The following is a 25,738-nucleotide window of genomic DNA, read 5'->3' on the forward strand; positions in this document are numbered from 1 at the left end:
GGCTCGGTCCCGGTGTCACGCAGCAGCGCCAGGTATGCGGGCAGCTCCCGGCGCTGCGCGTCCTCGTATGCGCTCAGCAGCGTCACGACAGCAGTGGCGTCCTCCGGCGTCTATCGCCGCGCGAACCGTGTCCCCGACGTTCGTCATGTCCCCCGGCACAGGGCCGCCCACCGACAATCCGTCGCCAAGTGAGCTGGATTTGCCCTTTGTGTACGGGAAAGCCCATGACACCGTCGAAAACGACCGAGACGCACCCTCAGGAGGAGCCTTGTGCGCGTTCCACATCATCGACCTGCGCGCCACGCAGATCCTGGACTCGCGCGGCCGCCCCACCCTGTCGGTCACGCTCACCCTGGCGGGCGGCGCGACCGGCTGGGCCGGGGTGCCCTCCGGCGCTTCCACCGGCTCGAAGGAGGCGGTCGAGCTACGTGACGGCGACATGAGCCGGTACGGCGGCGCGGGCGTGACCAAGGCGGCGGCCGGCATCACCGGCTCCATCTTCCACCGGCTGAAGGGCCGGCCGTGGCATTCGCTGGCCGACGTCGACCAGGCTCTGATCGAGCTGGACGGCACCGCCGCCAAGAGCCGGCTCGGCGGCAACGCCACCGTAGGGGTGTCGATGGCCACCGCGCGGGCCGTGGCCGCCTCCCAGGGGCAGCAGTTGTGGGAGTTCCTCACCCCGTACACCGTCCGCCCGCGGCTGCCGGTGCCGCACTTCAACCTGGTCAGCGGCGGCCTGCACGCCTCCAATCAGCTCGACTTCCAGGAATTCATGATCGCCCCGATCGGTGCCCCCTCCATGGCCGAGGCCGTACGGGCCGGGGCGGAGATCTACGCCGTCCTGCACGGGAACCTGGCGGCGGCCGGACGGCCGACCGGGCAGGGCGACGACGGCGGTCTCGCGCCCGACTTCACGCACCCGCGCGAGGTGCTGGCCGCGCTGGTGGAGGCCATTGACGGCGCCGGCTACACGCCCGGCCTCGACCAGGTGGCCATCGCGCTGGACCCGGCCGCCTCCCGGTTTCGCCGCGGCGACGGCGCGTACCAGGTGGCGGACGAGCGCCTGTCCACTCTGGAGCTGATCGAGCTCTACGAGGAGCTCGCCGCTGACTACCCGATCTGGAGCATCGAGGACGGCCTGGCCGAGGACGACACCGAGGGCTGGCGGCAGCTGACCGACCGGCTCGGCGAGCGGCTGCAGCTGGTCGGCGACGACGTGTTCGTCACGAACCCCACCGTCATCGAGCAGGGCATCGCCGCGCGGATCGCCAACGCCGCGCTCATCAAGGTCGACCAGGTCGGCACCGTGACGGAGACGTTGCAGGCGATGGAGGTGTGCCGCAAGCACGACTACGCGCGGATGGTCTCGCACCGCGCCGGCGAGACCGTGGACGACTTCATCGCCGAGCTGGCGGTGGCCAGCGGATGCGGGCAGTTCAAGTCGGGCGCGCCGGCGCGCGGGGAACGGGTGATCAAGTACAACCGGCTCATGCACATCGCCGCCCAGCGGCCCGATCTGCCGTACGGGCTGGGCGAAGGGTGAGGGCGGGTGGCCGATGATCGTTCACCGGCCACCCCGCGCGGGTCAGCCCGCGGCGGCCTTCTCCAGGGCCTGGACGTCGATCTTCTGCATGCCCAGCATGGCCTGCATGGCACGCTGCGCCCTGGCCGGGTCGGGGTCGCTCAGCAGCTCGCTGAGGCGGCGCGGGATGATCTGCCAGGACAGGCCCCACCTGTCCTTCAGCCAGCCGCACCGCGACTCCTCGCCGCGGTCGGTGAGCTTGGCCCACAGCTCGTCGACCTCCTCCTGCGACTCGCAGTCGACGTACAGCGAGACGGCCTCGTTGAACGTGAACTGCGGGCCGCCGTTCAGCGCGATGAACCGCTGGCCGGCCAGCTCGAAGGTGACGATCATCGCCGTGCCCGCCGGGCCCGGCGCGCCCTCCGGGTAGCGCTGGACCTCCAGGATGCGGGAGTCGGCGAAGAGCGAGGTGTAGAACTGCGCGGCCTCCTCGGCCTGGTTGTCGAACCAGAGGTACGTGGTGATCTTCTGCATGACGCGATCCCTTCGACTAGCGTGAATCTGCTCTCTCATCAATCGCGTCGAACGTGTCCCCGCCGGATCGACACGGCCGCGGGGAAATTTTTTGGAGGATCGATGGCCAAGCGGGCGCTGGTATTAGGGGGCGGCGGGGTCGCCGGGATCGCCTGGACCACGGGCGTGCTGGCCGCTCTCGCCGACGGCGGTGTGGATGTCACGACGGCCGACCGGATCGTCGGCACGTCGGCGGGCGCGGCGGTGGGCGCCCAGATCACCAGCGGCGTGCCGCTCCCCGAGTTGCTCGCGCGGCAGACGGATCCGGCGCTGCAGACGCCCGAGTTGCCGAGCGGGGTGGACATGGACGAGCTGTGGGCGGCGTTCCAGACGATCTACGAGAGCACGCCCGATCCGGCCGAGCAGCGGCGCAGGCTCGGGGAGCTGGCGCTGGGCGCGTCCACGGTCAGCGAGGCCAGGCGGCGGGCGGTCATCGAGGCCAGGCTGCCCGAGCACCGGTGGCCCGAGCGCGATCTGATGATCGTGGCGGTGGACGCGCGCACCGGCGAGCCGCGCCTCTTCACGCCCGGCTCCGGGGTGGAGCTGGTGGACGCGGTGGCGGCCAGTTGCGCGGTGCCGGGGGTGTGGCCGTGCGTGCGCATCGACGGGGTGCCGTACACGGACGGCGGCGTGCGCTCCATCACCAACGCCGACCTCGCCACCGGGTTCGAGCGGGTGCTGGTGCTGGCGCCGATGCCCGACCTGGGCGAGCCTTCCTGGGCCGGGCTCGGCGGCGCGGTCGAGGTGATCGAGCCCGACGAGGCCTCGCTGGCCGCCTTCGGGGCCGACCCGCTCGCCCCCGAAGTACGCACGCCCAGCGCCCAGGCCGGCTACGCCCAGGGGCGCGCCGCCACCGATCGGGTGGCGGCGCTCTGGGCGTGAGCTAGGCCTTCTTCACCCCCAGCAGGGCGTGGTAGGCCGGCTTCGGCGCCAGGTTCTCGTCGAACAGGCAGGCCGCGCCCTCGCCTTCGAACCAGCCGGGCACCCACGAGTGCCGGTCGGTGAAGCCCCAGACGGTGAACTCGCGGCAGGCCTTGACGCCGAGGCAGTCGGTGAGCGCCCGGCGGTAGTAGTCGGCCTGGGTGGCCAGCTTCTCGGAGGTCACCGGAAGCTCCATGCGCACGTCCAGCTCGGTGACCGCGACCTCCAGGCCCAGGTCGGCGAAGCGGCTCATGACGTTCGCCCAGTCGCCGGGGTAGCCGTACTGGATGCCGAGGTGGCCTTGGAAGCCGATGCCGTGGATCGGGACGCCCTGCGCCTGGAGGTCCTTGACGATCGAGAACGTGGTCTCGATCTTGGGGGCGTTCCATTCCAGGTTGTAGTCGTTGATGTAGAGCCTGGCGTGCGGGTCCGCGCGGTGGGCCCAGCGGAAGGCGTCGGCAATGTAGCCGGGGCCGAGGTGAGTGAGCCAGATGCTCTGCCGCATCGTGCCGTCGTCGTTGACGACCTCGTTGACGACGTCCCAGGCCCTGATCTTGCCCTTGTAGCGGCGTACCTGGGTGGTGATGTGGTCGCGCAGGATCTCCCTGAGCTCGGCCGCGTCGATGGTGCCGTTCTCGACGCCGCTGGTCAGCCACGCCGGCAGCTGGTTGTGCCAGACCAGGGTGTGGCCGCGCACCTTCTGGTTGTTGCGGCGGGCGTTGTCGACCAGCGCGTCGGCGTCGGACCACGTGAAGACGCCTCGCTCCGGCTCGACCGACTCCCACTTCATCGCGTTCTCCGCGGTGACGTGGGAGAACTCGCGGTTCAGCACCTTGCGGTAGTCGGCCTCGTCGCGCAGGGCGGCGATGTTGACGGCACTGCCGATCCTGATGCCGTTCTGGTACGCGAGTTCGCGCAGGTCACGCGGCGTGCGGTGCTCGGCGTGGGCGGGGAGCGGGACGGCGGCGACGAGCGCCAGGGCGATGATCAGGGACTTCACCGAAGACCTCCGAAAGTTTCGGGGGCGTAACGATATGTTTCGCCGTGGCCGGGAACTTAGGCGCTGCGGGCTCCTTCGTCAAGGCCTTGAACCTCCGGTGGCGGGAGGTCCTCGTCGTGCTGCCGGGGGGCGGCACACCGGACGAGCGGCCTAAAGGCTGAGCCGCACGGTGACCGTGATGGAGGCGCCCTCCCGCTCGGCGAGTCCCCTGAACGTGAAGGTGGAGCCGGTCAGGAGGGCGTCCCCGCTGACCAACGAGGCCACCGGGCGGGACCAGGTCACGGCCAGCTCGTCCAGGCCGCACCGGGGATCCGCCACGGTGAGCGTGGCCGTGCCGTCGCCGTGCTCGCGGGCCAGGACCGCGCAGGGTGCGGAGGCGGCCAGGTCGCCGGCGACTCCGGCGGTCCAGAAGTTCGCCGCCGTGAGCCCCAGCGACGGGACGTGGACGGCCTGCAGCCCGGCAGAGTTGGCCATCACCCGCAGCCAGCCGGTGTCGGCGGCCCTGGCGCGCGTCTCCGCCCGGCTCGCACCGGGCAGCAGCATGTAGACGTAGCCGGCCGAGCGGGGGTCCACACCATGGTCCAGCCAGAGCGTCACATAGTCGCGTGCCACGCCGCCGCCGGTACGGCGTTCGCGCACCGTGCGCAATGCCCCCTGGACCACGTAGCCGCCGTGGCCGTCGAGGTGGGCCCAGCCCGGCTCGACGGCGAGCGGGGCGCCGGTGCGGCGATTGTCGACGATCGTCTCGACCCGCGCCCCGTCCTCGCAGGTGATGCCCGCGCCCAGGCAGACGACGGCGTCGTCGAGGAAGAACCACGACTTGAACGCCTCCATCGTGCTCTCCAGCCCGGTGAGGTGCTGGCCGACGGCGGCATGGAGGCCGTCCGTGGCCCCGCCCACCCACCGCCACGGCGTGCACGTGTCGCCCCATCCCTCACCGGCGCCGTCCGGCAGCCGCTGCGTGGAGACGGTCGTGCCCGGCAGGCGATAGGGGTCCACGGTGGGCCAGAAGGAGTCGGAGTACTGGTCGCCGTGCCCGTCCGCCCACCAGTAGAGCATTCCCGAGCCGGTGTGCCAGCCGCGCAGGTTCTCGCCGTTGCCGTGCTCGTAGTGACCGATCCGGTGGGAGGCCATGCTCAGCGCCGCGCACCAGCCCGGCCGCCGGTGCACGGCCCTGGCGCTCATCGGCAGCAGCCGGTGCCCGACCGGCTCGGGCGCGGCGGGGACGGCGTCGTCCGCCATGATCGCCGCCAGGCGGGCGTGGAAGGCGGGCTCGCGGTGCTCCAGCATCGGCCGGTACGTGTTCCGGACCGCCCAGCCTTTGACCATGGCGTGCCAGCGGGCACGGTAGGCGACCGGGGCCACGTCGCCGAGCAGCAGGATCGCGGCGGCTGTCTCGCGGCCCTTCTCGTGGTCGCCGAAGGGCCGTCGGCCGACACCGCGCCCGCGTACCAGGTCCATGCAGGCCCCGTCGCGTACGAACGGCGCGAACGACCGCTCCACCGCGTCGAACACGATCTCGTGGGTCACCTCCCACGGGGAGCCGCGCAGCACCGCGAACATCGTGGCCAGCCCCGAGAGCAACGTCACCCCGTAGGCGCCCTGGTAGGGGACGTACGTGTGCTGGATGAACGACCCGTCCCGGTAGAACCCGTCACCCTCGCCGACGTAGCGGAACACCGGATCGAGCCCCGCGACCGCCAGGTCCGCCTTGCCCGGGTCTGACCTGAGCATGGCCCGCAGCAGCATCACCAGGCACAGGTCCACGCGGTTGGCGCCGGTGCTGGTGCCGCCGTAACGGGCGAGGCGGCTGTCGGGGACGAAGTGGTCCACCGCGTCCCGCAGGGCCACGCTTCGCTCTTCGTCGAGGCCGACCAGCACGGCGGCGTCCAGCAGCGCCCTGGGCACGCCGATCTGCCAGTGCCACCAGTTGCCCACGGGGTCGGCTCCGGCGGCGTACACGTGGCGCCGGTAGTGGTCGATCCCGCTGGCGACGGCCGCGGCCAGAGCCGGGTCGCCGGTCAGGCCGGTGCCCTCCAGCACGTACGCGTGCGCCATGCCCCGCAGCCGCCGCGGCGTCGCCATGAAGGACGGGAACGCCTGGTCGGGCCAGAGCCAGGTGCGGGCGGGGGCCATCGTGTCGCGGTACCGCGTGGCCGCCCGGCCCAGCCCGGCCAGCCACGTCACGTACGGCTTCGCGGCCGGGTCGTAGCCGGAGCCCGCGCTGACCTCCCGCCACCGGCGGCGTAATCGCACGAAGGAGTCGTCGGGCGTGTGCGCGGCCTCCGCCTGGGCCAACGCCCCGATGACCCCGGCTGCGGCCACGCCGCCGAGCCGGAGGAACGATCGCCGGTGCACGTCATCGATTATCGGCATGGACCGCCTGCCCTGCACGGGTGCTCCATGCAGCGCTTGGCCGTGGCACGGTCGCGTCCGGCGAGCGGCCGTGGCGGCGCGCGGCCGAGGGGTGGCGGGCGGGGGCGGTGGTTGGAGTTACTTGTTGAATTCGTAGGCGCCCGCGTCTGGTGGGCCGTCGGTGGTGTCGATGGTGCGGCCCGTCACGTCCACGCGGCCGAACGACGTCACGCCGAGGTCGATGGCCGGGCTGCCGGCGCGCGGGCGCAGCGGGTGGGTGGCGTCGCCGAGGGCGAACAGCGGATCGGCCGTGACGTTGTCCGTGCCGCCCATCTGGTGTTGCCGGGCCGCGAAGAACACGTTGTGGTGGCTGTCGGTGACGTCGGGGCCGTAGGCGGTTTTGACCACGGCATGGACGATGTTCTGCGACATCGACAGGTGAGCATTGGTGCAGCCCGCGTCGCAGACGACGCCCTGGGACTCGGGGTGCGTCAGGTACACGGTGTTGTTGCGGAAGGCGGTCGCCAGCACGGGGCCGTTCGGGTCCGGAGGCGACCCGGGTTGCCGCGGACCCCTGGTCACCAGCCCGGTATGGGTCTGCGGTCCGGTGATCAGGTTGTACTCGAAGACGTTGCCCGAGGTCCCGTCCGGGTCCGCCGGGCGGCCGTTGTCCTTGATCTCCTTGCTGGTGCCGAGCTCGGTGAAGGTCTCGTTGTCCACCGCGATGTTGTGATGCACCCGGTTGCGCGAGCCGAGGAAGATCTCCACGGCCGCGCCGTCCATGCCGTAGTCGTAGCTGAAGGCCATCGAGCCGCGGATCTTGTTCCAGCCGATGTCGGACTCGTCACCCTGGATCAGGATCGCGAACGCGCCCGAGTCGTCGTTGGGGTTCACCTCCCTCGGGGTGAGCTGGCTCATGTGGTTGTTGTCCACGAACTCGTTGGCCGTCACCGCCGTGTGGCGCACCTTCGGCGCGATGTAGACGCCGGCGGCGGCGCCGGTGATGAGGTTGCGCGCGATGACGTTGTGGTTGCCCGTCACCTCGAACCCGGCCCACGAGCAGCGGACGCCGTCACCGGTCAGGCCGACCTGCAGGTTGCGGACCTCGATGTGGGCGCCTTCCAGGCTGACGCAGGCCTCGGCGTGCCCGGCGATCACGGGACGGGCGGCGGCGGCGCGGCCGTAGGAGCCGACGACGATGGGCGCGGCGGCGGTGCCCGACCGGGCGAGTCTGAGCTGCTCTCCCCGCCACGTGCTGCCGCGGCGCAGCAGCAGCTTGCCGCCGGGGGCGAGCGGCGCCGCTGAGGCCTTGGCGAGGCTCTTCCACGCGGTGGCGGGCGAGGTGCCCGCCGCAGCGTCGTCGCCGTTGACGGCGTCCACGTAGTAGACGGTCCCGGCGGCGGCGCTCGCGGATCCCGTCGCAAGCGTGGTGGCGGAGAGGGCGATCGTCGCGAGCGCGGCACCGGCACGCAGGTTCCAGCCAGACATTCAGCCTCCAGAACGGCCGGGTCCCCGTCACGCGACGAAGATCATCCCCGGACTCGGCGGCTGAAACGCTAGCCGGTGATCTTTATGGAACTCCCGACGTCAAAGTCAACCCGGAGTCAAGTTCCTGGCCTGATCGGCACCACGTTGGTCTGGACACCCTGGCGGGGCAGGGCGAACCAGGTGGCCTTGCCGACGAGGCCGGGGTGGGTGGCGTAGCGCTGGGGGTGACAGCCGTAGAAGCCGTCGGAGAGCCGGGCGATGATCCGCAGGCCGCGCCCGTGTTCGGCGCCAAGGTCGTGGGGCGACGGGACGGGCAGGATCGGGCTGCTGTCCACGACGACGCACATGATCTCTTTGGCGTCCACGTGAAGCATCAGTTCGTAGGGAGCGTCGCCGTACATGAAGGCATTTGTCACCAATTCGCTCACCATGAGCGCGGCGTCATCGACGACATCGGCGGAAAGGGTAAGGGCTGACAATTCCGTACGAATGATCGCTCTTGCGTGACCGACAGTCCGGGCATCCTCGCGCAGCGGCCATACGTACTGGATCCCGCTCCGAGGAGCTGATCGCAGCGTGGTCATGGCGTCTCTTTCCGGTGCGGGGCAGCTAATGCGCGTCTCGTTCAACAAGAGTGCCTGCCTCTCGGTTGGCGTACGCGGCTGTCGAAACTTGTACGCACGAGAAAGCCGTTCGGGTCGAATCTTCGGCAAGAAAATCGCCATTCTTTCTATGCGGCCCCGCGGCACGGTGTCATGAAGGACCGGCGATGCCCGCGCCCATCTCCTCGATGACCTCGTCCACCCTGGTCGCCAGCTCCACGTCCAGCGCGGTCACGGCATCCGCGGACGTCGTGCACACCACGATTTCCAACCCGTCGGCGGTGTCCTCAAGGTGCGGCGCCCGGCCGTAGGTGAGCTTGAGCTTCTCCAGGGCGTGGCGGATGGCACGCAGGTTCTCCACGGGCAGGGAGACGACCCGGCGCAGCGCGTGCCGGTCGCCGCTCCACTGCGGCAGCACGCGCAGCGCGGACCTGATCTCCTCCGCGGTCAGCGGCGCGCTGTGGCCCTTGGGCCCGGTGATGCCGCCGCCGCTCTCCGGCGGCCGGAACAGGCCGCGGACCTGCTCGGGGATGTGCAGCCTGGCCACCAGCTCGGGGTCCTGCTCGGCCACCGCGGCGAGCACGGCCTGCGCTCTGAGCCTGGCCTGCTCGGGCGGGCGGTGGCCGAGGAGGGCGGCCTGGCGGACGAAGCCCTCCTCAGTGCCGTCGCTACGCGGGTGATCCATCGGGAAGTCGTCGGTGAGCTCGGGTGGCAGCGCCTCGATGAGCCGTTGCCGGTCTTCGTCCTCCAGCGTGCGTGCCAGCGTGGTCAGCGTGGCCTCGGCGGCGGCTCTGGCCGGGCCCGCGTCAAGCCCCGTCATGCGGCCGATGGCAGCAAGAAGCTCCCGATATTCCATGATTTCCCCCGATTACTGCCGCTCAGGCGTTCCGTGCCCAGCTTTGGGCCTTCGATACCTCCAGCAGGGACCACAGCCAGGACGGGGTCAGCGGCACGTCGGTGATCTTGTCGGCAATCTCGGGGAGGGCGTCGGCGACCGCATTGGCGATGGCGGCGGGCGGGCCGATCGTGCCGGCCTCGCCGACGCCTTTCATGCCGCCCGGTGTGATCGGCGAGGGTGTCTCCAGCATCACGACCTGGATGTCCGGGATCTCCTTCGTGGTGGGCAGGAAGTAGTCGGTGATCGGCTGGCCGTCCTCCGTGTAGACGATCTCCTCGGTCAGCGCCTCGCCGATGCCCTGGGCCACGCCGCCATGGATCTGGCCCTCCACCACCGCCGGGTTCACCAGCACGCCGGCGTCGTTGACCACCCAATAGCGCTCCACCTCGACCGCCCCGGTCTCCGGGTCGACGGCCACGGCGGCCGCGTGCGCTCCGTACGCGTAGGTGTAGGCGGCCGGGTCGTAGCTGGCCCGCTCCTCCAGCCCGGGCGAGACCCCTTCCGGCAGGTCCCAGCCGCGCCACGCGGACGTGGCCAGCTCGCGTAGCGTCACGGACGCCTGCGGGTCGCCCTTCACGCGCACGGCGCCGTCGGCGATCTCCAGGTCGGCGGGCGCGGCCTCCAGCCGGTGGGCGGCGATGGCCACGAGCTTGTCCCGCAGCAGAGCGGCGGCCTGGATGACGGCCCCGCCGCCGACCGCCAGCGCCCGGCTGGCGATCGACCCGATCCCCGAGTACGGCGTCGTGTCCGTGTCCCCCATCACCACCCGCACCCGTTCGATGGGCACCCCCACGCGGTCGGCGGTGAGCTGGGCCAGCGCCGTCTCGATGCCCTGACCGATCGGCACCACCCCGGCCGAGACGACCACGGATCCGTCCTGCTCCATGCGCAGGACCGCCGTCTCGTATCCGCCGGCCAGGAAACCGGTGGCCTTGAGGTCCATCGAGGGACCCATGCCGGTGCTCTCCACGTGGCAGGAGTAACCGATCCCGCGCCTGCGCCCGTCGTCCTTCTCCACCGGCATGGCGAGGTGGTGCAGCGTACGCAGGGCACGGGGGTAGTCGCCCGAGTCGTAGGGCGTGTGGACGCGCGTCGTGTACGGCAGGTCCTCAGGCCCGAGCATGTTACGCAGCCGCAGCTCGACCCGGTCGATGCCCAGCCTGCGTGCCGCCTCGTCGATCAGCCGCTCCCTGGTCAGCGTGCCCTCGGGCTGGCCGAAGCCCCGGTAGGAGCCGGTCGGCGTGGTGGTGGTGACGACGCCGCGCACGCGTACCGCGACCCGGTCGAACCGGTACGGTCCCGGCAACAACGTGGCCGTCACCGCCGCGGTCGAGACGCCGACGTTCGACGGGTGGGCGCCGATGTCGCCGAGCACGTCCACCTGCAGCGCCACGAACCGCCCGTCGCCGTCGAGCGCCAGCCGCCCCCGGTGCACGGCGGCCCGCGCGGGCAGCGTCGCCAGCAGGCGGTCGCCGGGCGACTCCATCCAGGACACGGGGCGGCCGAGGCGCATGGCGGCCAGGCAGATGAGCGCCTCGTCGGGGTAGACGTGCTCCTTGCCGCCGAACCCGCCTCCGATGTCGCCGCCGATCACGCGTACCCGGTCGTGGGCCAGCCCGAGCGCGTCCGCCAGTTGCTCGCGGGCGTGGTGCGGCGCCTGGGTGGAGGTGTGGACGGTCAGCTCGTCGTCGGCGTAGGAGGCCACCACGCCGCGCGGCTCCATCGGGTACGGCGAGACCCGGCCCATCCGGAACGTCATCTCCACCACGTGCTCGGCCTCCTCGATGGCCGCCCAGCAGTCGGCGTCGCCGAGCGTGAAGTCGGTGAGCACGTTGGTGCCCCAGTCCGGATAGAGCAGCGGGGCGTCGCCCTCCAGCGCCCGCTCCATCCCGGCCACGGCAGGCAGCTCGTCGAGCTCCAGCTCTACCAGGTCGGCGGCGTCCCTGGCGGCCTCGGGCGTGCGGGCGACGACGACGGCGAGGGGCTGGCCGGCGTACCTGATCGCCTCGTCCAGCACCGGATACTCCGTGATCTGCTGGCCTGGCGCCACGCTGACACAGGGCAGGCGCATGCCGGCCGCGTCGGCCGGGACGATCACGTCGAGCACGCCCTCGGCCGCCCAGGCCGCCTTGGTGTCACAGCCGAGCAGCCGGCCGTGGGCGATGGGGCTGCGGACCACGTACGCGTGGGCAGCGCCCGGCAGGCGGACGTTGCCGACGTACCTGCCGCGGCCGGTCAGCAGTCTGGCGTCTTCCCTGCGCGGCGTCCTGGCGCCGACGTACGCGTCTCCCATGGCCCCGATTGTGAGCGCCGTCCGGTGAACGGTCCATACGGGTCACACTGTGCGGGTGATCGAGTCGACCCGGCGGACGCGCCCGTCGGGGGCGTACCGGGCGAACAGATAGATCTCCATCGTGATCGTCTTGCCTTGGCGCAGACCCGCCTGCAACGTGTAGCGCGCCGCGGCCACGTCCTCGCCCACGAGGCTTTCGTGCACGTCTATCCGCAGGCTCTTCCCGTTCTTGCGCGCCGGCTTCACGTGGTCGATCAGGCGCTGGCGGTCGAGGCAGATGCCGTCGTTCCAGTACTCGATCTCGGGCACGTAGTAGCGGTCGATGATGGCGGCGGCATCCTCGTTCCCTAACCCCAGTTCCTGAGGCATCTCGGTGAGGAAGGCGTGGAAACGCTCCGCCAGGTCGATGGGCATACTGATCCCCTTCATACGACTTCGAAACTCGCCATCATCGCCATGTCCTCGTGCTCGAGGTTGTGGCAGTGCAGTACGTAGCGCCCCCGGTAGCCGGTGAACCTGGTGACGATCTCGACGGTCTGCGCGTCGCGCAGCTCGACGGTGTCCTTCCACTCCGGCGGCCCGGCCGGTCGCTCGCCGTTGACCGACAACACCTGGAAGTGGTCGAGATGCAGGTGCACCGGATGCGCCACATCGCTGGTCAGCCGCCAGATCTCGACGTCGCCGAGCTTGGGCCTGGCCTCCATGCGCTTCGGGTCGAACGGCCGCCCGTTGATCAGCCAGCCGGTGCCGCCGTGCATGCTGCCGCTGCTGAACTCGAAGTCCCGCGTCACCGTGGCCTTGCCCGGGTCGAGCGCCTCGACGGTGGACAGCCGCTGCGGCACGGCCGAGTCGTCGGACTCGTCCCGGTCCACCGCGAACCGCATCACCCTCGCCTGCGGACCCTCCCCTGCCAGATTCCGCAGCTCGACGTGCTGGCCGAGCTTGTAAGCGGAGAAATCCACGATCACGTCCGCGCGCTCTCCCGGGGCGAGGCGGAACTGCCGCACCGTGCGCGGGGCGCTCAGGAGCCCGCCGTCGCTGCCGATCTGGATCATCGGGCCGCCGGTGGCCAGCTCGTACGCGCGCGCGTTGGAGCCGTTGCACAACCGCAGCCGGTAGCGGGCTCTGGCCACCCGCAGCTCCGGCCACGGCGCCCCGTTCACCAGGATCACGTCGCCGAGCACGCCGCCCATGTACCCTTCCTGCACCCCGGGCCGGTCGCCCAGCGCCGGGTAGAGCAGGTTGCCGTCGGCGGCGAACGACCGGTCGCAGATCAGCAGCGGCAGGTCACGTTCCCCGGCGGGCAGCGGCAGCGCCTCCTCCTCGGCGTCGCGTACCAGGAACATGCCGGCCAGCCCGCGCCAGACCTGCGGCCCGGTGTAGTCCATGCGGTGGTCGTGGTACCAGAGCGTGGCGGCCCGCTGCTCCAGCGGGAACACGTACTCGCGCGCGGCCCCCGGCGCCACCAGGTCCGTCGGGAAGCCGTCGGACTCGGGTGGCGTGTGCCCGCCGTGCAGGTGGAGGACGGTCGGCACGCCGAGCTGGTTGACCAGCTTCACGACGGTCTTGCGACCGCTGCGGGCCACGATGGTCGGCCCGGGGAACTGCCCGCCATATCCCCAGATCTGGGTACGCAGCCCGGGCAACGCCTCCACGTCGGCCGCCTGCTCGGCCAGCTCGTAGAAGTCGGCCCCGCCGGCGCTCCGGACCGGCTTGGCCACCTCGGGGACCGGCAGCGGCACCGCGTACGGCTTGGGCAGCGGCGCCGCACTGGCCAGGAGCTGCGGCTGCGGGGTGCCGGCGAGCAGCGAGCAGCCGGGCACCGCGGCCACCGCCACCGCGCCCAGGCCGAGCAGGCGCAGCGCGTCCCGTCTGGACGGGTTCATGCCGGGCCCGGTCTGCCCAGCACCCTGCTGAGCTGCATGACGCCGCCGCCGAACAGCAGCACCCCGAGCGGCAGGTGAACGGTCTTCACGTGCGCGACACCGAGGATCGCCGCCACGATCGTGAAGACGAGCAACAACGCGGCCGGGGCGATGAACCGCGGCGACCCCCCGCCCGGCCGCCACACCAGGATCGCCACGACCAGGTGCAGCAGGCCGATGATGACCAGGGCGACGCCCGAGGTCATGTGCAGGGCCCGGCCGCCGGGCGAGGACAGCAGCAGCCCCGCCGTCACCGCCTGGAACAGCAGGGCGACGACGTGCAGGGCCGCCACGGCCCGGAGCGCCTGGGTGGTCCAGGAAACGGGGGCGACGGTCTGGACGGTCATGTCGGTTCTCCTGCGGGTGCGCTGGTGATGAGGGTTTCGGTGTCCATATCCGCACATGGTGGTGTTCCGGCCGGTCAGCGGTCGTCATGCGGGAGAAGGCTTCTGCCCGTACGACGTCGGGATCACGATCTACGGGACTACTTCGCCGGGAGTAGCGACGGAATACGCCCTCCAACGGAGGATCATCGCGGGAGAAGACCCTAATCTGCAGAGATGAGCTATCTGGACCGGTGGCCGCCGCTCGTCAAGGACGGCCTGCTCGCCGTGGTGGTGGCCGCCGCGCTGTCGGTCACCGTGGCAGACACGCCGGGCGCGGGAGCGCTCGACCTCGCGGCCGTCGTCACCGGGTCGCTCGTGCTCGTCGCCTGGCGCCGGGCGCCCCTGGTGTCCCTGGTCGTCAGCACGGCCTGCATGCTCGTGTACGCGGCGCACGCCCAGCCGGGCCCGCCGTCCGCCTTTCCCGTACTGGTGTCGGTGTTCGCCGCGGTCAGGGCCGGCCACCGGTTGCCCGCAGCGCTGGCGAGCGTGGCGTTCCTGGGCGGCAGCCTGGCGTTGAACCTGCCCAACGCCGACGTGTCCGGGCGGAATCTCCAGACCACCACACTGCTCGTGGGCTGGTTCCTCACGGCAGGCGTGGGGGCGACGGTGACCCGGCACCGGCAGGCGTACCTGGAGCAGGCCGAGCAGCGGGCCGCCGATGCCGAGCGCACCCGCGAGGAGGTCGCGCGGCGCCGGGCCGGCGAGGAGCGGCTGCGCATCGCCAGGGAGCTGCACGACTCGCTCACCCACAGCATCTCCATCATCAAGGTGCAGGCAGGGGTCGCCGTCCACCTGGCGCGCAAGCGCGGCGAGGAGGTGCCCGCGGCGCTGCTGGCCATCCAGGAGGCCGGCAGCGACGCCATGCGGGAGCTGCGCGCCACTCTTGAGGTGCTGCGCGACTCCGACGGCGAGCCCGCGGCCAGCGGCCTTGACCGGCTCGACGATCTGGTGGAGCGGGCCCGCTCGACCGGCCTGCCGGCCACGGTGACGATCTCCGGCGTACGTCGCCGGCTGCCCGCCGAGGTGGACAACGCCGCGTACCGGATCGTCCAGGAGGCCCTCACCAACGTCTCCAGGCACGCGGGCGGCGCCACGGCGTCGGTGCGCGTCGACTACGCAGGCGACGAGCTGGTCGTGCAGGTGGACGACGACGGGCAAGCCAGCGCGGACGCACCGCCCGTGCCCGGCGTCGGCCTGCTCGGCATGCGCGAGCGCGTCGCGGCGCTCGGCGGCCGGCTGCGGGCCGAGCCCCGCCCCGAGGGCGGCTTCACCGTACGCGCCGAGCTTCCGCTGAAGGAGACACCGTGATCCGCGTGCTGCTCGTGGACGACCAGGCGCTCATCCGGGGCGGCTTCCGCGCCCTGCTGGAGGTCGAGGACGACATCGAGGTGGTGGCCGAGGCGGCGAACGGCGAGCAGGCCGTCGCCCTCGCCCTGGAGCACCGGCCTGACGTGGCTCTCGTCGACATCCAGATGCCGGTGATGGACGGCATCGAGGCCACCCGGCGCATCGCCGCCGACGAGCGGCTGGCCGGTGTCCACGTCGTGATTCTCACCAACTTCGGTCTCGACGAATACGTCTTCAACGCGCTGCGCGCCGGGGCCTGCGGCTTCCTGGTCAAGGACACCGAGCCTGCCGACCTGCTGCAGGGCGTCCGGGTCGCGGCCCGCGGCGACGCGCTGCTCTCCCCCGCGATCACCCGCAAGCTGATCGGCGAGTACGTCTCCCGCCGCCCAGAGCCCGCGCCCGAGGGGCTCGACGTGCTCACCAACCGTGAGCGCGAGGTGACCGCTCTGGTGGCCCGGGGCCTGTCCAACGACGAGATCGCCGCCCACATGGTGATCAGCCCGACCACCGCGAAGACGCACGTCAGCAGGGCAATGACCAAGCTGCACGCCCGTGACCGCGCGCAACTCGTGGTGTTCGCGTACGAGTCCGGCCTCGTCACTCCCCGTCGCAGCTGATCGCGTGATGGAATGAGGCGTGAGCATCGTTTCGCGCGGCTTCCGCGGAAGGCGCAGAGAGGGCGGCGACCTACCGCCCGGCCAATACCTGGTCGAGGACTTCCCGGTGTTGTCAGCCGGGCCGACGCCGCGGGTCCCGCTCGACCGGTGGGAGTTCGCCATCGACACCGAGGCCGAGCAGACACACCGCTGGTCGTGGGAAGAGTTCATGGCGCTGCCCATGCAGACGCCGACGGTGGACATCCACTGCGTCACCAAGTGGTCCAAGCTCGGCACCACCTGGGAGGGCGTCTCCCTGGACGTGTTCTTCGAGGACGTCGAGACAGCCGCCGAATACGCACTGGTCTACTCCTACGGCGGCTACACCACGAACCTGCCGCTGGAGGACCTGCTCGACGGCAAGGCGTGGATCGTGCACAGCTTCGACGGCGAGGAGCTGGCGCCACAGCACGGCGGCCCGGCCCGGTTGATCGTGCCGCACCTGTACTTCTGGAAGTCCGCCAAGTGGGTGCGCGGCATCCGGCTGCTCAACGAGGACTGGCCCGGCTTCTGGGAGACCGCCGGATACCACAACTACGGCGACCCGTGGCGCGAGCAGCGTTACGAGGGCGACTAGGTGCGCCGCCGCCTGGCCTGGCAGGCCGCCCGCCTGCACGAGATCCGCGCCGAGACCGCCACCGCCCGCACACTGGTGCTCGACGTGCCCGGCTGGCCCGGGCACCTGGCGGGGCAACACGTGGACGTGCGGTTGACGGCCGACGACGGCTACACCGCGCAACGCAGTTACTCGCTGGCCGCACCCGCGGACGGCGACCGCATCGAGGTGACCGTGGAGACCGTGCCCGACGGTGAGGTCTCGCCCTACTTGACCGAGGTGATCGAGCCCGGCGACCAGGTCGAGATCCGCGGCCCGGTCGGCGGCTGGTTCGTGTGGCGTCCGGAGAGCAAGGCGCCGGTGCTGCTGGTCGGCGGCGGATCCGGGATCGTGCCGTTGATGGCGATGATCAGAGTGCGCCGGCAGGCGGACAGCCGCGTGCCGTTCCGCCTCCTCTACTCGCTACGAGACGAGGACCACCGCTACTACGCCGCCGAGCTGCGCCGGCCCGAGCCCGGCCTGGACATCACCTACCTCTACAGCAGGACCTCCCCGCCCGGCTCGGCCCGCCCCGCCGGGCGGCTCACCGTGGCCGACCTGGCTGAGGGCGGCTGGCCGGCCGACTTCGCGCCGGACTGCTACGTGTGCGGGCCGACCGGCTTCGTGGAGGCCGCCGCCGACCTGCTGCTGACGCTCGGGCACGCGCCGGAGCGGATCAGAACCGAACGATTCGGCCCGACCGGAGACTGACATGACGCATTTGGATGGCAATGCCCTGGGCGGGCCGCTCGGCGAGATCTTCGCCGTGGACGTCACCGCCGCCACCGGCCGCTGCGCGAGTTGCGGGCTGGCGGGACCCCTCGCCGCCCTGCACGTGTACGGCCCCGAGCCCGGCCTGGTCGCCCGCTGCCCGGGCTGCGAGGAGGTGGTGCTGAGGCTGGTACGCGGTCCCGGCACGGCCTGGCTGGACCTGCGTGGCGCCGTGTCACTCCGCATGACCGTGCCTGACTGAGTACACTCAGGCACGTTCCACGGCCGAGATCTGTACGGCGAGGCTCTTGGTCAGGGGCGGCGGCCCTTCCGGCCCTCGCCCCTGGGGAGTCACGTGAGCAGCGGGCTTGTCGACGTGCCAGCTTCCGATCCTTCCGATCCCGACGCGCCGCCACGGCGCCGGAGAAGGACCTGGCTGCGCTGGGTGATCGCGGTCACGGTGACCGTCGTCCTCCTGGTCGCGGGTGTCGCGGTCGGCATCTTCGCCAAGCTGAGCGGCAACATCAAGCACGAGGACGTCACCGCCGACGATCTCGGGGCCACCCGCCCGCCCAAGGTCGCCGGCACCGCCATGAACATCCTGGTCGTCGGCTCCGACCAGCGCACCGGCAAGAACGCCAAGTACGGCCGCCGCGTCACGGGCGAGCGCACCGACACGATCATGCTGGTGCACGTGTCGTCCGAGCGCGACAACGCGATGGTGATCAGCTTCCCCCGCGACTCGCTGGTCCAGCTGCCCGCCTGCCGGGCCACCGGCGGCCACCCGGGGCAGCGGCCGCACCTCGGCATGATCAATGAGTCGTTCAACTTCGGCGGCATCGCCTGCACCTGGAAGACGATCGAGACGCTGACCCACATCCACATCGACCACTTCGTCAAGGTGGACTTCACCGGCTTCAAGAGCATGGTGAACGCCGTGGGCGGCGTGCAGGTCTGCCTGCCGCAGCGGGTGGACGACGACAAGGCGCTGCTGCACCTGCCGGCGGGGCGGCAGACGCTCAACGGCGAGCAGGCTCTCGGGTACGTACGCGCCCGGTACAGCTTGGGTGACGGCTCCGACATCGGGCGCATCCAGCGGCAGCAGATGTTCATCGCCTCGATGGTCAAGAAGGTGATGAGCGGCGAGACGCTCACCGACCCGGCCAAGCTCTTCGCCATCCTCGACGCCGCCACCAAGGCGGTGACCACCGATCGAGGCCTGTCCGCGGGCGTCATGAAGGACCTGGCCACCAGCCTCCAGGGCCTGGACGCCGGGAAGATCCGTTTCATCACCACCCCGTGGCATTACTCGCTCACCCAGCCCGGCCGGGTCGAGTGGGTGCAGCCGCAGGCCGGGCAGCTGTTCCGGATCGTGGCCAGGGACCAGAGCGTCGACGGCATCAAGGGCGGCCAGACCAAGGTGGCCCGCTCCAAGATCAATATCGAGCTACGCAACGGCACCTGGCGCAGCGGCCTCGGCACCCAGGTGGCGGCCTTCCTGGAGCAGCGCGGCTACCACATCACGAAGATCGGCGACTCGGCACGCAAGCCGCAGGCGAAGACCACGATCCTGTACGGGCCGAACGGCGAGACCCGCGTGCCCACGCTCACGAACGACCTCCTCGGCCCCGCCGCCGCCAGGAAGATCGACGCCGCGCGTACGAACCGGCTGGTGCTCGTGATCGGCGACGACTGGAAGGGCGTGAAACCGCTGCGCGCGGACGACACGGAGTCGATCAAGGGCTTCGACGCCACCCACGATTCCTGCGCCACCTGACGGCGTCATAGCCAGTAGGACTAGTCAACGACCCAGCGCTGAAGCTCTGGGCTTGCGCCTCTCGATCCGGTCTGGCTGACCGGCTCGGGGCGCACTGAGCCCGCTTTCCACGGCGGGCTCGTTGGGCATGTTGACGAATGCCCACACCGCGCTCGCCCGCCTTTCGACGTTGAGTGCGGCGATATGGTCGGCTGGTCCAGCGAACCCGCACGACGCGCAGCCAAAGGTGTCCCTGGTGGGGCGGTTGCCTCGCCCGGTGTGCCCACACCAGCGGTTCGGGCACATCTGCGAGGTGTAGGCCGGATCCACCTCCACGAAGGCGACACCAGCCCGGCGCGCCTTGTAGGCGAGGAACTCGCCCAGCTGGTGGAACGGCATAGCCCACAAAGGGGCATGCGTAACCCTCCAGAGCAGACTTGAGCCATGCAAACGAACATGATCAACATTGACGGCGTGGAACTCTGGACCGAGGAGTTCGGAGATGCCACGCACCCGCCGATCCTGCTGGTGATGGGGTCGATGACGCAGGGGATCCTGTGGCCGGACGAGTTCGTCGGGCGGCTGGCCGCGGCCGGTCGCCGGGTCATCAGGTACGACCACCGCGACACCGGCAGGTCGGCCACCTTCGACTTCGAGAAGCAGCGGTACACGTGGCTCGACATCAGGGACGACGTGCTGCGCGTGCTGGACGCGTACGGGCTGGACAGCGCGCACCTCGTCTGCCACTCGGCAGGCGGGCTGCTCGGCCAGCTGATCGCCGTCGAGCAGCCGGAGCGGGTGCGCACGCTCACCGTGATCGGTTCCTCGCCACTGGGCGAGCACGAGGGCGAGGTGCTCATGCGGGCGCTCACCGGGCAGCCGCAGCCCGAGGGAAGCCTGCCGCCGCCGAGGCCCGAGTTCGTGGAGTTCTACACGAAGATGATCGCCGCCCCTCCGCCGGCCGACCGGCGCGAGCAGGTGGCGCGCATGATCGAGGAGGCGCGGGTGCTGCACGGCACCGCACTGCCGTTCGACGAGGACGCGGAGCGGCACCTGCAGGAACGGGTGCTGGAGCGGGCCCGCGATCTGTCGGCCCTGGTCAATCACCGCCTGGCGTACGCGGCCGGCCCGGACTTCGAGCCGACGGACGCACTGGGCGGGGTGAAGGCGCCGACGCTGGTCATCGAGGGCACGCACGAGCCGGCCAAGCCCGGCCACAGCGCGATCATCGCCGAGCGGATCCCGGGCGCCGAGCTGCTGATGATCGACGGGATGGGGCACATGCTGCCGCCCCAGGCGTACGAGGAACTGGCCACGGCCATCGTCCGCCACACCGCACGGTAGGCCGGGCTAGGCGATGAACTGCGAGAGGGCGGCGAGCGCGTCCACGACCTGGCGGGCGTCGGGCGTGCTCGCCGGGTCGAGCAGCCACTGCAGCATGAGCCCGTCCGCGATCGCCACCAGCACCGACACCAGGATCTCGGGCGACATCGGCGGCTCGACGCCGAGCTGCGCGGCAGCCCGCCTCATCATGTCGGCGCCTGTCTGCCGCGCCCGGGCGTAGGCCTCGGCCATCTTCTCCCGCAGCACGGGCTCGCGCAGCGCCGCCGGGTAACCCTCGACGCACAGGATGAGCTGGGGCCGCAGCTCCTCGAACACGTCGACCAGCGCGATCATCGCGCGCTCCAGCATCTCCCTGGGGCTGCCGAGCACGGCGCCGAACAACGACCGCTCGACGTGCGCGGTCCACTGGTCGAAGAAGCCGGCTATGGCCTCGTTGAGCAGCGCGTCCTTGCCCCCGAAGTGATAGCCGATGGAGGCCAGGTTGGTGCCGGAGGCGGCGACCAGGTCTCGTGCGGTGGTGCGGGCATAGCCCTTCTCCTGCAGGCATGCCACCGCGCCCGCCAGCAACTTGTCCCGGTATCCACCGGCCTCTGTTCTCGCCACGGAATCCATGGTACAGATGTATACGAGCGTCTATGACACACGTACATCTACTTAGGAGGCGCAAGCCATGCTCCCTCCAGGACCGAGGCTTCCGTCGCTGGTGCAGACCGCGTGGTTCATGCGGGACTCGCCCGGCATGATGGAAAACCTGCACCGCAGGTACGGGCCCGTCTTCGCGGTGCGCTTCACGGGTTATCCGCCGGAGGTCTACGTGGCCACCGGAGAGTTGGCGGCGCAAGTCTACCAGACCGACCAGGGTGGTGGGCGCGCCGGTGCGGCGCGGCGCGACTTCCTGGAGCACATGGTCGGCGCGCACTCGGTGCTGACGCTGGACGGCGACGACTGGTGGCGGCACCGCAAGCTGCTCAACCCGCCGCTGCGGGCCAAGCAGGTCGCCGGTTACCGCGACGAGATCGCCGCGATCGCGGCGGAGAAGATCGCGACCTGGCCGCTGGGCAGGCCGTTGGCGCTGCGCGAACGCATGCAGGACATCACGCTGGAGATCATCATCAGACTGATCTTCGGCATCAGGGACGCCGGGCGAGTGAGCAGGCTGCAAACGCTGCTGCCCGAGCTGATCGAGACCGGCGGGTCAATGCAGACGATCATGCTGCCGGAGCGGCTGCGGGCATTCGCGGCGCGGGCGCCGTTCCTGGCCTACGGGCGGTTCGTCCGGATCCGGGCAGAGGTCGACACGATCCTGTTCGACGAGATCCGCCGTCGGCGCTCGGCCACGGGAGCCGGCGACACGGACGTGCTCAGCCGGCTGCTCGAGACCGGCCTGGGCGACCAGGAGATCCGCGACGAGCTGATCACCATGCTGATCGCCGGTCACGAGACCACCGCGACCGGCCTGGCCTGGGCCTTCGAGCGGCTCCTACGCATGCCCGAGGTCATGGAACGACTGCCGGACGACGAACCCTACCTCGACGCGGTGGTCAAGGAGGTGCTACGCGTCCGGCCCGCCGTCTATGAGGCGCCGCGGCTGCTCGACGCCCCGCTCCCGCTGTGCGAATACGAGATCCCGGCCGGCTGGTATGCCGGGCCGTACATCCCTCTCGTGCACCGCGACCCCGAAGCGTTCCCCTCTCCTGAGGAGTTCCGCCCGGAACGCTTCATGGAGGGGCACCAGAACAGGGCCTGGATGCCCTTCGGCGGCGGCCGGCGCTTCTGCGTCGGCGCGCAGCTCGCGCTTCTGGAGATGCGGGTCATCATTCGCGAGGTGCTGCACCGCCTGGAGCTCTCGGCGCCCGATCAGGCGCCGGAGGCCAGGCGGCTGAAGAACGTCACCCTTGCCCCCGCGAAGCTGACCCGCGTCATTGCGCGCGCTCGGACTCCTGCTCCGATGCCGTAGACGGGTAGCTCTCCTCGCGCCGCGTATCGGCACCGAGCTCCTCGCGGAGCCGGTCGTAGTCGATGTTGTGGTTGGCGTACTTCAGCTGGCGAGCGACCTTCGTCTGCTTCGCCTTGGCTCTTCCTCGGCCCATGGCTACTCCCTAGTCCCCGCAGTCATGCTATCCAACAACATGGTGACTTGAAGAATTATGCAACTCCGCTGGATTAGTCTGGGCTATATGCACGTGGAGGTCTATCAGGCCAAGGCCGACTTCTTCCGGACGCTCGGCCACCCCGCTCGCATCAGAGTGTTGGAGCTACTCCAGGAAGGGCCGCTGCCCGTCAGGGATCTACTGGCCCAGATCGACATCGAGCCGTCCAGCCTCTCGCAGCAGCTCGCGGTCCTGCGCAGGGCGGGGATCGTGAGCGCGATCCGCGAGGGCAGCACAGTGGTCTACACGCTGGCCACACCGGAGCTGGCCGATCTGCTCGGCGCCGCCCGCCGCATCCTCACCGACATGCTCGCCGACCAAGGGGAGCTGCTCGCCGAGTTGCGCGCGGAGGTCACCTAGCGAACGTCCGCCGCGGGACACCAGGCCCTGGGCCGAAGAGCAGATCTACTAGGCTCTCCTGCATGGTCTCCGAGCTGTTCGATCCCAAGGCATGGCAGGTGGTCGAGGGATTCGACTTCACCGACATCACTTACCACCGGGCTGTGGACCAGGGCACGGTGCGGATCGCCTTCAACCGCCCCGACGTGCGCAACGCCTTCCGTCCCCAGACCGTGGACGAGCTCTATCGCGCGCTCGACCACGCCCGGCAGACCACCGACGTCGGCTGCGTGCTGCTCACCGGCAACGGCCCGTCGCCGAAGGACGGCGGCTGGGCCTTCTGCTCCGGCGGCGACCAGCGCATCAGGGGCAAGGACGGCTATCAGTACGCCGACGGCTCGGCCTCGACCGGACGCCTGCACATCCTGGAGGTGCAGCGCCTGATCCGCTTCATGCCCAAGGTCGTGATCTGCGTCGTGCCCGGGTGGGCGGCGGGCGGCGGCCACAGCCTGCACGTCGTGGCGGACCTCACGCTGGCCAGCGCGGAGCACGCCCGGTTCAAGCAGACCGACGCCGACGTGGCCAGCTTCGACGGCGGCTTCGGCTCGGCCTACCTCGCGCGGCAGGTCGGGCAGAAGTTCGCCCGCGAGATCTTCTTCCTCGGCGACACCTACACCGCGGCCGACGCCCACCGCATGGGCATGGTCAACGCCGTGGTGCCGCATGCGGAGCTGGAGGCCACGGCCCTGGAGTGGGCCCGCAAGATCAACGGCAAGTCGCCCACGGCGCAGCGCATGCTGAAGTTCGCCTTCAACATGATCGACGACGGGCTGGTGGGGCAGCAGGTTTTCGCGGGCGAGGCGACGCGGCTGGCGTACATGACGGACGAGGCGGCCGAAGGGCGCGACTCGTTCCTGGAGAAGCGTTCCCCCGACTGGTCGCCCTTCCCCTGGCACTACTGATGCGGATCGAGGTACCGGCGGCCCTGACCGCATCCCACGTCAAGTACGACGGAGAGGCGGGGCGCGCCTGGTCCGCCGGGCTGCCCGCGCTGGCCGAGCGCTACCTGGAGGAATGGGAGCTGCGGCTCGACGGCGAGCCCGGCCACGGCGTGGTGTCGCTGGTGTTGCCGGTGATCCGCGCGGACGGCACGCGGGCCGCTCTGAAGCTGCAGCCGGTCACCGACGAGAACGCCACCGAGGCGATGGGGCTGCGCGCCTGGGACGGCGACGCGTCGGTGCGGCTGCTCGACTCCGACCCGGACACCGGCACCCTGCTGCTGGAACGGCTGCACGCCGACCGCCCGCTGTCGGCCCTGCCCGACGACATCGAGGCGCTGAAGATCCTGACCGAGCTGCTCGCCCGGCTCGTCGCCCACCCCGCGCCCGAGGGCATGCGCCGCCTCGGTGACATCGCGCAGGCCATGCTCGACGACGTGGACGAGGCCCTCACGAAACTGCCGCGCGAGCAGGACCGCCGCTGGCTGCGGTGGTGCGCGGACGCGGTCGCCGAGCTCGTCCTCGAGCCCGGCGACCGGCTGCTGCACTGGGACCTGCACTACGACAACGTGCTGGCCGCCGACCGGGAGCCGTGGCTGGCCATCGACCCCAAGCCGCTGGCCGGCGACCCGGGGTTCGACCTCTGTCCCGCCCTGTGGAACCGGTGGGACGACGTGGTCGCCACCGGCGACGTGACGCGGGCGGTGCTGCGCCGCTTCGACCTCATGGTGGACGGGCTCGGCCTCGACCCGCGGCGGGCGGCACGCTGGACGCTCGGCCGGGTCCTGCAGAACGCCCTGTGGGACGTCGAGGACGGCGAGCGCGAGCTCGACGAGATCGGCCTGGCCGTCGCCGAGGCCGTACGCGTCAGATCGTGAGAACGATCTTGCCCTGGCCGTGCCCGGTCTCGATCTCCCGGTGCGCGTCCGCGGCCTCCTCCAGCCGGTACGCCCGCCGCACCGGGAAGCTGAAGCGACCCTCGGCGTACAACGCGGCGTAGCGCCCGAGCCGCTCGGCCGTACGCTCGCCCTGGACGAGCTTGACCCCCAGCTCGGCGGCCTTGCCGTGCTCGACCAGAGTGACGATGCGCCCGCGGTCGGGCACCAGCTCCAGGGAGACGTCCAAGGCGTGGCCCCCGGCCCCGTCCAGGGCGGCGTCGATCCCGCCCGGCGCGAGCGCGCGGACCCGGTCGGCCAGCCCGTCCCCGTAGACGACCGGGACGGCGCCGAGCTCGCGTAGGTAGTCGTGGTTCACCTCACGGGCGGTGCCGATCACGGTCGCTCCCCGCATCCTGGCGATCTGCACGGCGGCCGTCCCCACCGATCCGGCCGCGCCGTGCACGAGCAGCGTCTCGCCCTCCTTGACGCCGAGCCCGTCCAGAGCCAGCTCGGCCGTCTGCACACCGGAGGTCAGCCCGCCGGCCACCTCCCACGGCACGCCGGCCGGCTTGTGGGCCACGTCCGTGCCGTCGACAACGATGTACTCGGCGTAGGAGAACAGCCGGGAGAACCCGAGCACCTCGTCCCCCGCCGACACCCCGGTCACGCCCTCGCCCACCTGGTCCACAACGCCCGCGAACTCGTTGCCCGGAATCCGCGGGAAGCCGACCTCGCTCATGTACGGCGGCAGCCATCCGGCCCGTACGGCCGCGTCGAACGGCTGCACGCCGGCCGCCCGCACCCGAACGCGTACCTGCCCAGGACCTGCCTGCGGCGCCGGCAGCTCCATCACCTTCAACACTTCGGGACCGCCGGGCACGGCGAAGGCCGCCGCCCTCATCACTTCGTTCATGGGCCTTAGCCTGCTACCTCAACCATGGTTGAGGTCAACTGCTCATACTGTTCGGGAACTTTTACCTTTACTCGCTCTTTATCTCGAT

27 protein-coding genes are annotated in these 25,738 nt (G+C 70.8%); 13 read left to right on the plus strand and 14 right to left on the minus strand.

Annotated features, from left to right (window positions below; genetic code table 11):
* Positions 1-268: 268 nt before the first annotated feature.
* Positions 269-1,543: a phosphopyruvate hydratase gene (gene eno, locus EDD27_RS42580; RefSeq protein ID WP_206641902.1), complete on the plus strand. Its 1,275-nt coding sequence runs from the start codon at positions 269-271 to the stop codon at positions 1,541-1,543.
* Positions 1,544-1,585: 42 nt separating this feature from the next.
* On the opposite strand, the gene EDD27_RS42585 is transcribed toward eno, so the two are convergent.
* On the minus strand, positions 1,586-2,056 hold the full coding sequence (locus EDD27_RS42585; RefSeq protein WP_127937607.1) for a VOC family protein: 471 nt from the start codon (positions 2,054-2,056) through the stop codon (positions 1,586-1,588).
* Positions 2,057-2,158: 102 nt separating this feature from the next.
* On the opposite strand from EDD27_RS42585, the gene EDD27_RS42590 reads away from it, so the two are divergent.
* Positions 2,159-2,977 (plus strand): patatin-like phospholipase family protein, encoded by an 819-nt coding sequence (locus EDD27_RS42590; RefSeq protein WP_127937609.1) that lies wholly within the window; start codon positions 2,159-2,161, stop codon positions 2,975-2,977.
* A gap of 1 nt (position 2,978) precedes the next feature.
* Here EDD27_RS42590 and EDD27_RS42595 read toward each other — a convergent pair whose 3' ends face one another.
* From EDD27_RS42595 to EDD27_RS42635, 9 genes are all read right to left on the minus strand, one after another.
* Entirely contained in the window at positions 2,979-4,016 is a 1,038-nt protein-coding gene (locus tag EDD27_RS42595) for an endo-1,4-beta-xylanase (protein ID WP_127937611.1), read from the minus strand.
* Positions 4,017-4,166: 150 nt separating this feature from the next.
* Positions 4,167-6,374 carry a polysaccharide lyase 8 family protein gene (locus tag EDD27_RS42600; protein WP_127937613.1) on the minus strand — a complete coding sequence of 736 codons (2,208 nt, stop codon included), beginning with the start codon at positions 6,372-6,374 and terminating at the stop codon, positions 4,167-4,169.
* A gap of 135 nt (positions 6,375-6,509) precedes the next feature.
* Complete coding sequence (locus EDD27_RS42605) at positions 6,510-7,859, minus strand: polysaccharide lyase domain-containing protein (protein WP_127937615.1); 1,350 nt, start codon at positions 7,857-7,859, stop codon at positions 6,510-6,512.
* Between the two features lie 116 nt (positions 7,860-7,975).
* Positions 7,976-8,443: an ATP-binding protein gene (locus tag EDD27_RS42610; RefSeq protein ID WP_164904036.1), complete on the minus strand. Its 468-nt coding sequence runs from the start codon at positions 8,441-8,443 to the stop codon at positions 7,976-7,978.
* Between the two features lie 169 nt (positions 8,444-8,612).
* Positions 8,613-9,317 (minus strand): DUF2267 domain-containing protein, encoded by a 705-nt coding sequence (locus EDD27_RS42615; RefSeq protein ID WP_127937619.1) that lies wholly within the window; start codon positions 9,315-9,317, stop codon positions 8,613-8,615.
* A 22-nt stretch (positions 9,318-9,339) separates the two neighbouring features.
* Positions 9,340-11,652: a xanthine dehydrogenase family protein molybdopterin-binding subunit gene (locus EDD27_RS42620; protein WP_127937621.1), complete on the minus strand. Its 2,313-nt coding sequence runs from the start codon at positions 11,650-11,652 to the stop codon at positions 9,340-9,342.
* A gap of 42 nt (positions 11,653-11,694) precedes the next feature.
* On the minus strand, positions 11,695-12,066 hold the full coding sequence (locus EDD27_RS42625) for a nuclear transport factor 2 family protein (protein ID WP_127937623.1): 372 nt from the start codon (positions 12,064-12,066) through the stop codon (positions 11,695-11,697).
* Positions 12,067-12,077: 11 nt separating this feature from the next.
* The gene (locus tag EDD27_RS42630; protein WP_127937624.1) at positions 12,078-13,538 is read right to left on the minus strand and encodes a multicopper oxidase family protein; all 1,461 of its coding nucleotides are present in this window, start codon (positions 13,536-13,538) and stop codon (positions 12,078-12,080) included.
* Positions 13,535-13,924, minus strand: a complete 390-nt coding sequence (locus tag EDD27_RS42635) for a hypothetical protein (protein WP_206641903.1) — start codon at positions 13,922-13,924, stop codon at positions 13,535-13,537. Before EDD27_RS42635 ends, EDD27_RS42630 begins: the two co-directional genes overlap by 4 nt.
* 213 nt (positions 13,925-14,137) lie before the next feature.
* Here EDD27_RS42635 and EDD27_RS42640 point away from each other — a divergent pair, with 213 nt between their 5' ends.
* The 6 genes from EDD27_RS42640 (at position 14,138) to EDD27_RS42665 (ending at position 19,049) form a co-directional block, all read left to right on the plus strand.
* On the plus strand, positions 14,138-15,271 hold the full coding sequence (locus EDD27_RS42640; protein WP_127937626.1) for a sensor histidine kinase: 1,134 nt from the start codon (positions 14,138-14,140) through the stop codon (positions 15,269-15,271).
* Complete coding sequence (locus tag EDD27_RS42645) at positions 15,268-15,927, plus strand: response regulator (RefSeq protein ID WP_127937628.1); 660 nt, start codon at positions 15,268-15,270, stop codon at positions 15,925-15,927. Before EDD27_RS42640 ends, EDD27_RS42645 begins: the two co-directional genes overlap by 4 nt.
* 19 nt (positions 15,928-15,946) lie before the next feature.
* Positions 15,947-16,543: a sulfite oxidase-like oxidoreductase gene (locus tag EDD27_RS42650; protein WP_127937630.1), complete on the plus strand. Its 597-nt coding sequence runs from the start codon at positions 15,947-15,949 to the stop codon at positions 16,541-16,543.
* Positions 16,544-17,272, plus strand: a complete 729-nt coding sequence (locus tag EDD27_RS42655; protein ID WP_127937632.1) for a ferredoxin reductase — start codon at positions 16,544-16,546, stop codon at positions 17,270-17,272.
* Between the two features lies 1 nt (position 17,273).
* On the plus strand, positions 17,274-17,534 hold the full coding sequence (locus tag EDD27_RS42660) for a DUF6510 family protein (protein WP_127937634.1): 261 nt from the start codon (positions 17,274-17,276) through the stop codon (positions 17,532-17,534).
* Positions 17,535-17,627: 93 nt separating this feature from the next.
* The gene (locus tag EDD27_RS42665; RefSeq protein ID WP_127937635.1) at positions 17,628-19,049 is read left to right on the plus strand and encodes an LCP family protein; all 1,422 of its coding nucleotides are present in this window, start codon (positions 17,628-17,630) and stop codon (positions 19,047-19,049) included.
* A 24-nt stretch (positions 19,050-19,073) separates the two neighbouring features.
* On the opposite strand, the gene EDD27_RS42670 is transcribed toward EDD27_RS42665, so the two are convergent.
* Positions 19,074-19,427 (minus strand): zinc ribbon domain-containing protein, encoded by a 354-nt coding sequence (locus EDD27_RS42670; RefSeq protein WP_127937637.1) that lies wholly within the window; start codon positions 19,425-19,427, stop codon positions 19,074-19,076.
* 57 nt (positions 19,428-19,484) lie between these two features.
* Between EDD27_RS42670 and EDD27_RS42675 the strand changes: the two genes are divergently transcribed.
* Positions 19,485-20,372, plus strand: coding sequence for an alpha/beta fold hydrolase (locus EDD27_RS42675; RefSeq protein ID WP_127937639.1), 888 nt, complete (start codon positions 19,485-19,487; stop codon positions 20,370-20,372).
* Positions 20,373-20,378: 6 nt separating this feature from the next.
* Here EDD27_RS42675 and EDD27_RS42680 read toward each other — a convergent pair whose 3' ends face one another.
* Complete coding sequence (locus tag EDD27_RS42680; protein ID WP_164904038.1) at positions 20,379-20,975, minus strand: TetR/AcrR family transcriptional regulator; 597 nt, start codon at positions 20,973-20,975, stop codon at positions 20,379-20,381.
* 67 nt (positions 20,976-21,042) lie between these two features.
* Here EDD27_RS42680 and EDD27_RS42685 point away from each other — a divergent pair, with 67 nt between their 5' ends.
* Positions 21,043-22,329 (plus strand): cytochrome P450, encoded by a 1,287-nt coding sequence (locus tag EDD27_RS42685; protein ID WP_127937643.1) that lies wholly within the window; start codon positions 21,043-21,045, stop codon positions 22,327-22,329.
* Here the strand turns inward: EDD27_RS42685 and EDD27_RS42690 are convergent.
* On the minus strand, positions 22,292-22,462 hold the full coding sequence (locus EDD27_RS42690; RefSeq protein WP_127937645.1) for a DUF3073 domain-containing protein: 171 nt from the start codon (positions 22,460-22,462) through the stop codon (positions 22,292-22,294). The genes EDD27_RS42685 and EDD27_RS42690 overlap by 38 nt on opposite strands.
* 87 nt (positions 22,463-22,549) lie before the next feature.
* Between EDD27_RS42690 and EDD27_RS42695 the strand changes: the two genes are divergently transcribed.
* The 3 genes from EDD27_RS42695 to EDD27_RS42705 all read left to right on the plus strand — a co-directional run bounded on the left by EDD27_RS42695 (position 22,550) and on the right by EDD27_RS42705 (position 24,737).
* Complete coding sequence (locus EDD27_RS42695; RefSeq protein WP_020542962.1) at positions 22,550-22,882, plus strand: ArsR/SmtB family transcription factor; 333 nt, start codon at positions 22,550-22,552, stop codon at positions 22,880-22,882.
* A 62-nt stretch (positions 22,883-22,944) separates the two neighbouring features.
* The gene (locus tag EDD27_RS42700; protein ID WP_127937647.1) at positions 22,945-23,823 is read left to right on the plus strand and encodes a 1,4-dihydroxy-2-naphthoyl-CoA synthase; all 879 of its coding nucleotides are present in this window, start codon (positions 22,945-22,947) and stop codon (positions 23,821-23,823) included.
* The gene (locus EDD27_RS42705; protein WP_127937649.1) at positions 23,823-24,737 is read left to right on the plus strand and encodes an aminoglycoside phosphotransferase family protein; all 915 of its coding nucleotides are present in this window, start codon (positions 23,823-23,825) and stop codon (positions 24,735-24,737) included. Before EDD27_RS42700 ends, EDD27_RS42705 begins: the two co-directional genes overlap by 1 nt.
* On the opposite strand, the gene EDD27_RS42710 is transcribed toward EDD27_RS42705, so the two are convergent.
* Positions 24,727-25,638, minus strand: coding sequence for an NADP-dependent oxidoreductase (locus tag EDD27_RS42710; protein ID WP_127941331.1), 912 nt, complete (start codon positions 25,636-25,638; stop codon positions 24,727-24,729). The two genes, EDD27_RS42705 and EDD27_RS42710, sit on opposite strands and share 11 nt — an antisense overlap.
* Positions 25,639-25,738 lie beyond the last annotated feature (100 nt).

This window comes from Nonomuraea polychroma (assembly GCF_004011505.1).
GTDB classification, from domain to species: domain Bacteria; phylum Actinomycetota; class Actinomycetes; order Streptosporangiales; family Streptosporangiaceae; genus Nonomuraea; species Nonomuraea polychroma.

Bases quoted from the DNA above. Each gene is read 5' to 3' on its own strand.
- EDD27_RS42585 (WP_127937607.1), bottom strand. From the start codon at position 2,056: ATGCAGAAGATCACCACGTACCTCTGGTTCGACAACCAGGCCGAGGAG.
- EDD27_RS42590 (WP_127937609.1), top strand. From the start codon at position 2,159: ATGGCCAAGCGGGCGCTGGTATTAGGGGGCGGCGGGGTCGCCGGGATC.
- EDD27_RS42605 (WP_127937615.1), bottom strand. From the start codon at position 7,859: ATGTCTGGCTGGAACCTGCGTGCCGGTGCCGCGCTCGCGACGATCGCC.
- EDD27_RS42610 (WP_164904036.1), bottom strand. From the start codon at position 8,443: ATGACCACGCTGCGATCAGCTCCTCGGAGCGGGATCCAGTACGTATGG.
- EDD27_RS42615 (WP_127937619.1), bottom strand. From the start codon at position 9,317: ATGGAATATCGGGAGCTTCTTGCTGCCATCGGCCGCATGACGGGGCTT.
- EDD27_RS42620 (WP_127937621.1), bottom strand. From the start codon at position 11,652: ATGGGAGACGCGTACGTCGGCGCCAGGACGCCGCGCAGGGAAGACGCC.
- EDD27_RS42625 (WP_127937623.1), bottom strand. From the start codon at position 12,066: ATGCCCATCGACCTGGCGGAGCGTTTCCACGCCTTCCTCACCGAGATG.
- EDD27_RS42630 (WP_127937624.1), bottom strand. From the start codon at position 13,538: ATGAACCCGTCCAGACGGGACGCGCTGCGCCTGCTCGGCCTGGGCGCG.
- EDD27_RS42635 (WP_206641903.1), bottom strand. From the start codon at position 13,924: ATGACCGTCCAGACCGTCGCCCCCGTTTCCTGGACCACCCAGGCGCTC.
- EDD27_RS42640 (WP_127937626.1), top strand. From the start codon at position 14,138: ATGAGCTATCTGGACCGGTGGCCGCCGCTCGTCAAGGACGGCCTGCTC.
- EDD27_RS42660 (WP_127937634.1), top strand. From the start codon at position 17,274: ATGACGCATTTGGATGGCAATGCCCTGGGCGGGCCGCTCGGCGAGATC.
- EDD27_RS42670 (WP_127937637.1), bottom strand. From the start codon at position 19,427: ATGCCGTTCCACCAGCTGGGCGAGTTCCTCGCCTACAAGGCGCGCCGG.
- EDD27_RS42675 (WP_127937639.1), top strand. From the start codon at position 19,485: ATGATCAACATTGACGGCGTGGAACTCTGGACCGAGGAGTTCGGAGAT.
- EDD27_RS42685 (WP_127937643.1), top strand. From the start codon at position 21,043: ATGCTCCCTCCAGGACCGAGGCTTCCGTCGCTGGTGCAGACCGCGTGG.
- EDD27_RS42690 (WP_127937645.1), bottom strand. From the start codon at position 22,462: ATGGGCCGAGGAAGAGCCAAGGCGAAGCAGACGAAGGTCGCTCGCCAG.
- EDD27_RS42695 (WP_020542962.1), top strand. From the start codon at position 22,550: ATGCACGTGGAGGTCTATCAGGCCAAGGCCGACTTCTTCCGGACGCTC.
- EDD27_RS42700 (WP_127937647.1), top strand. From the start codon at position 22,945: ATGGTCTCCGAGCTGTTCGATCCCAAGGCATGGCAGGTGGTCGAGGGA.
- EDD27_RS42705 (WP_127937649.1), top strand. From the start codon at position 23,823: ATGCGGATCGAGGTACCGGCGGCCCTGACCGCATCCCACGTCAAGTAC.
- EDD27_RS42710 (WP_127941331.1), bottom strand. From the start codon at position 25,638: ATGAGGGCGGCGGCCTTCGCCGTGCCCGGCGGTCCCGAAGTGTTGAAG.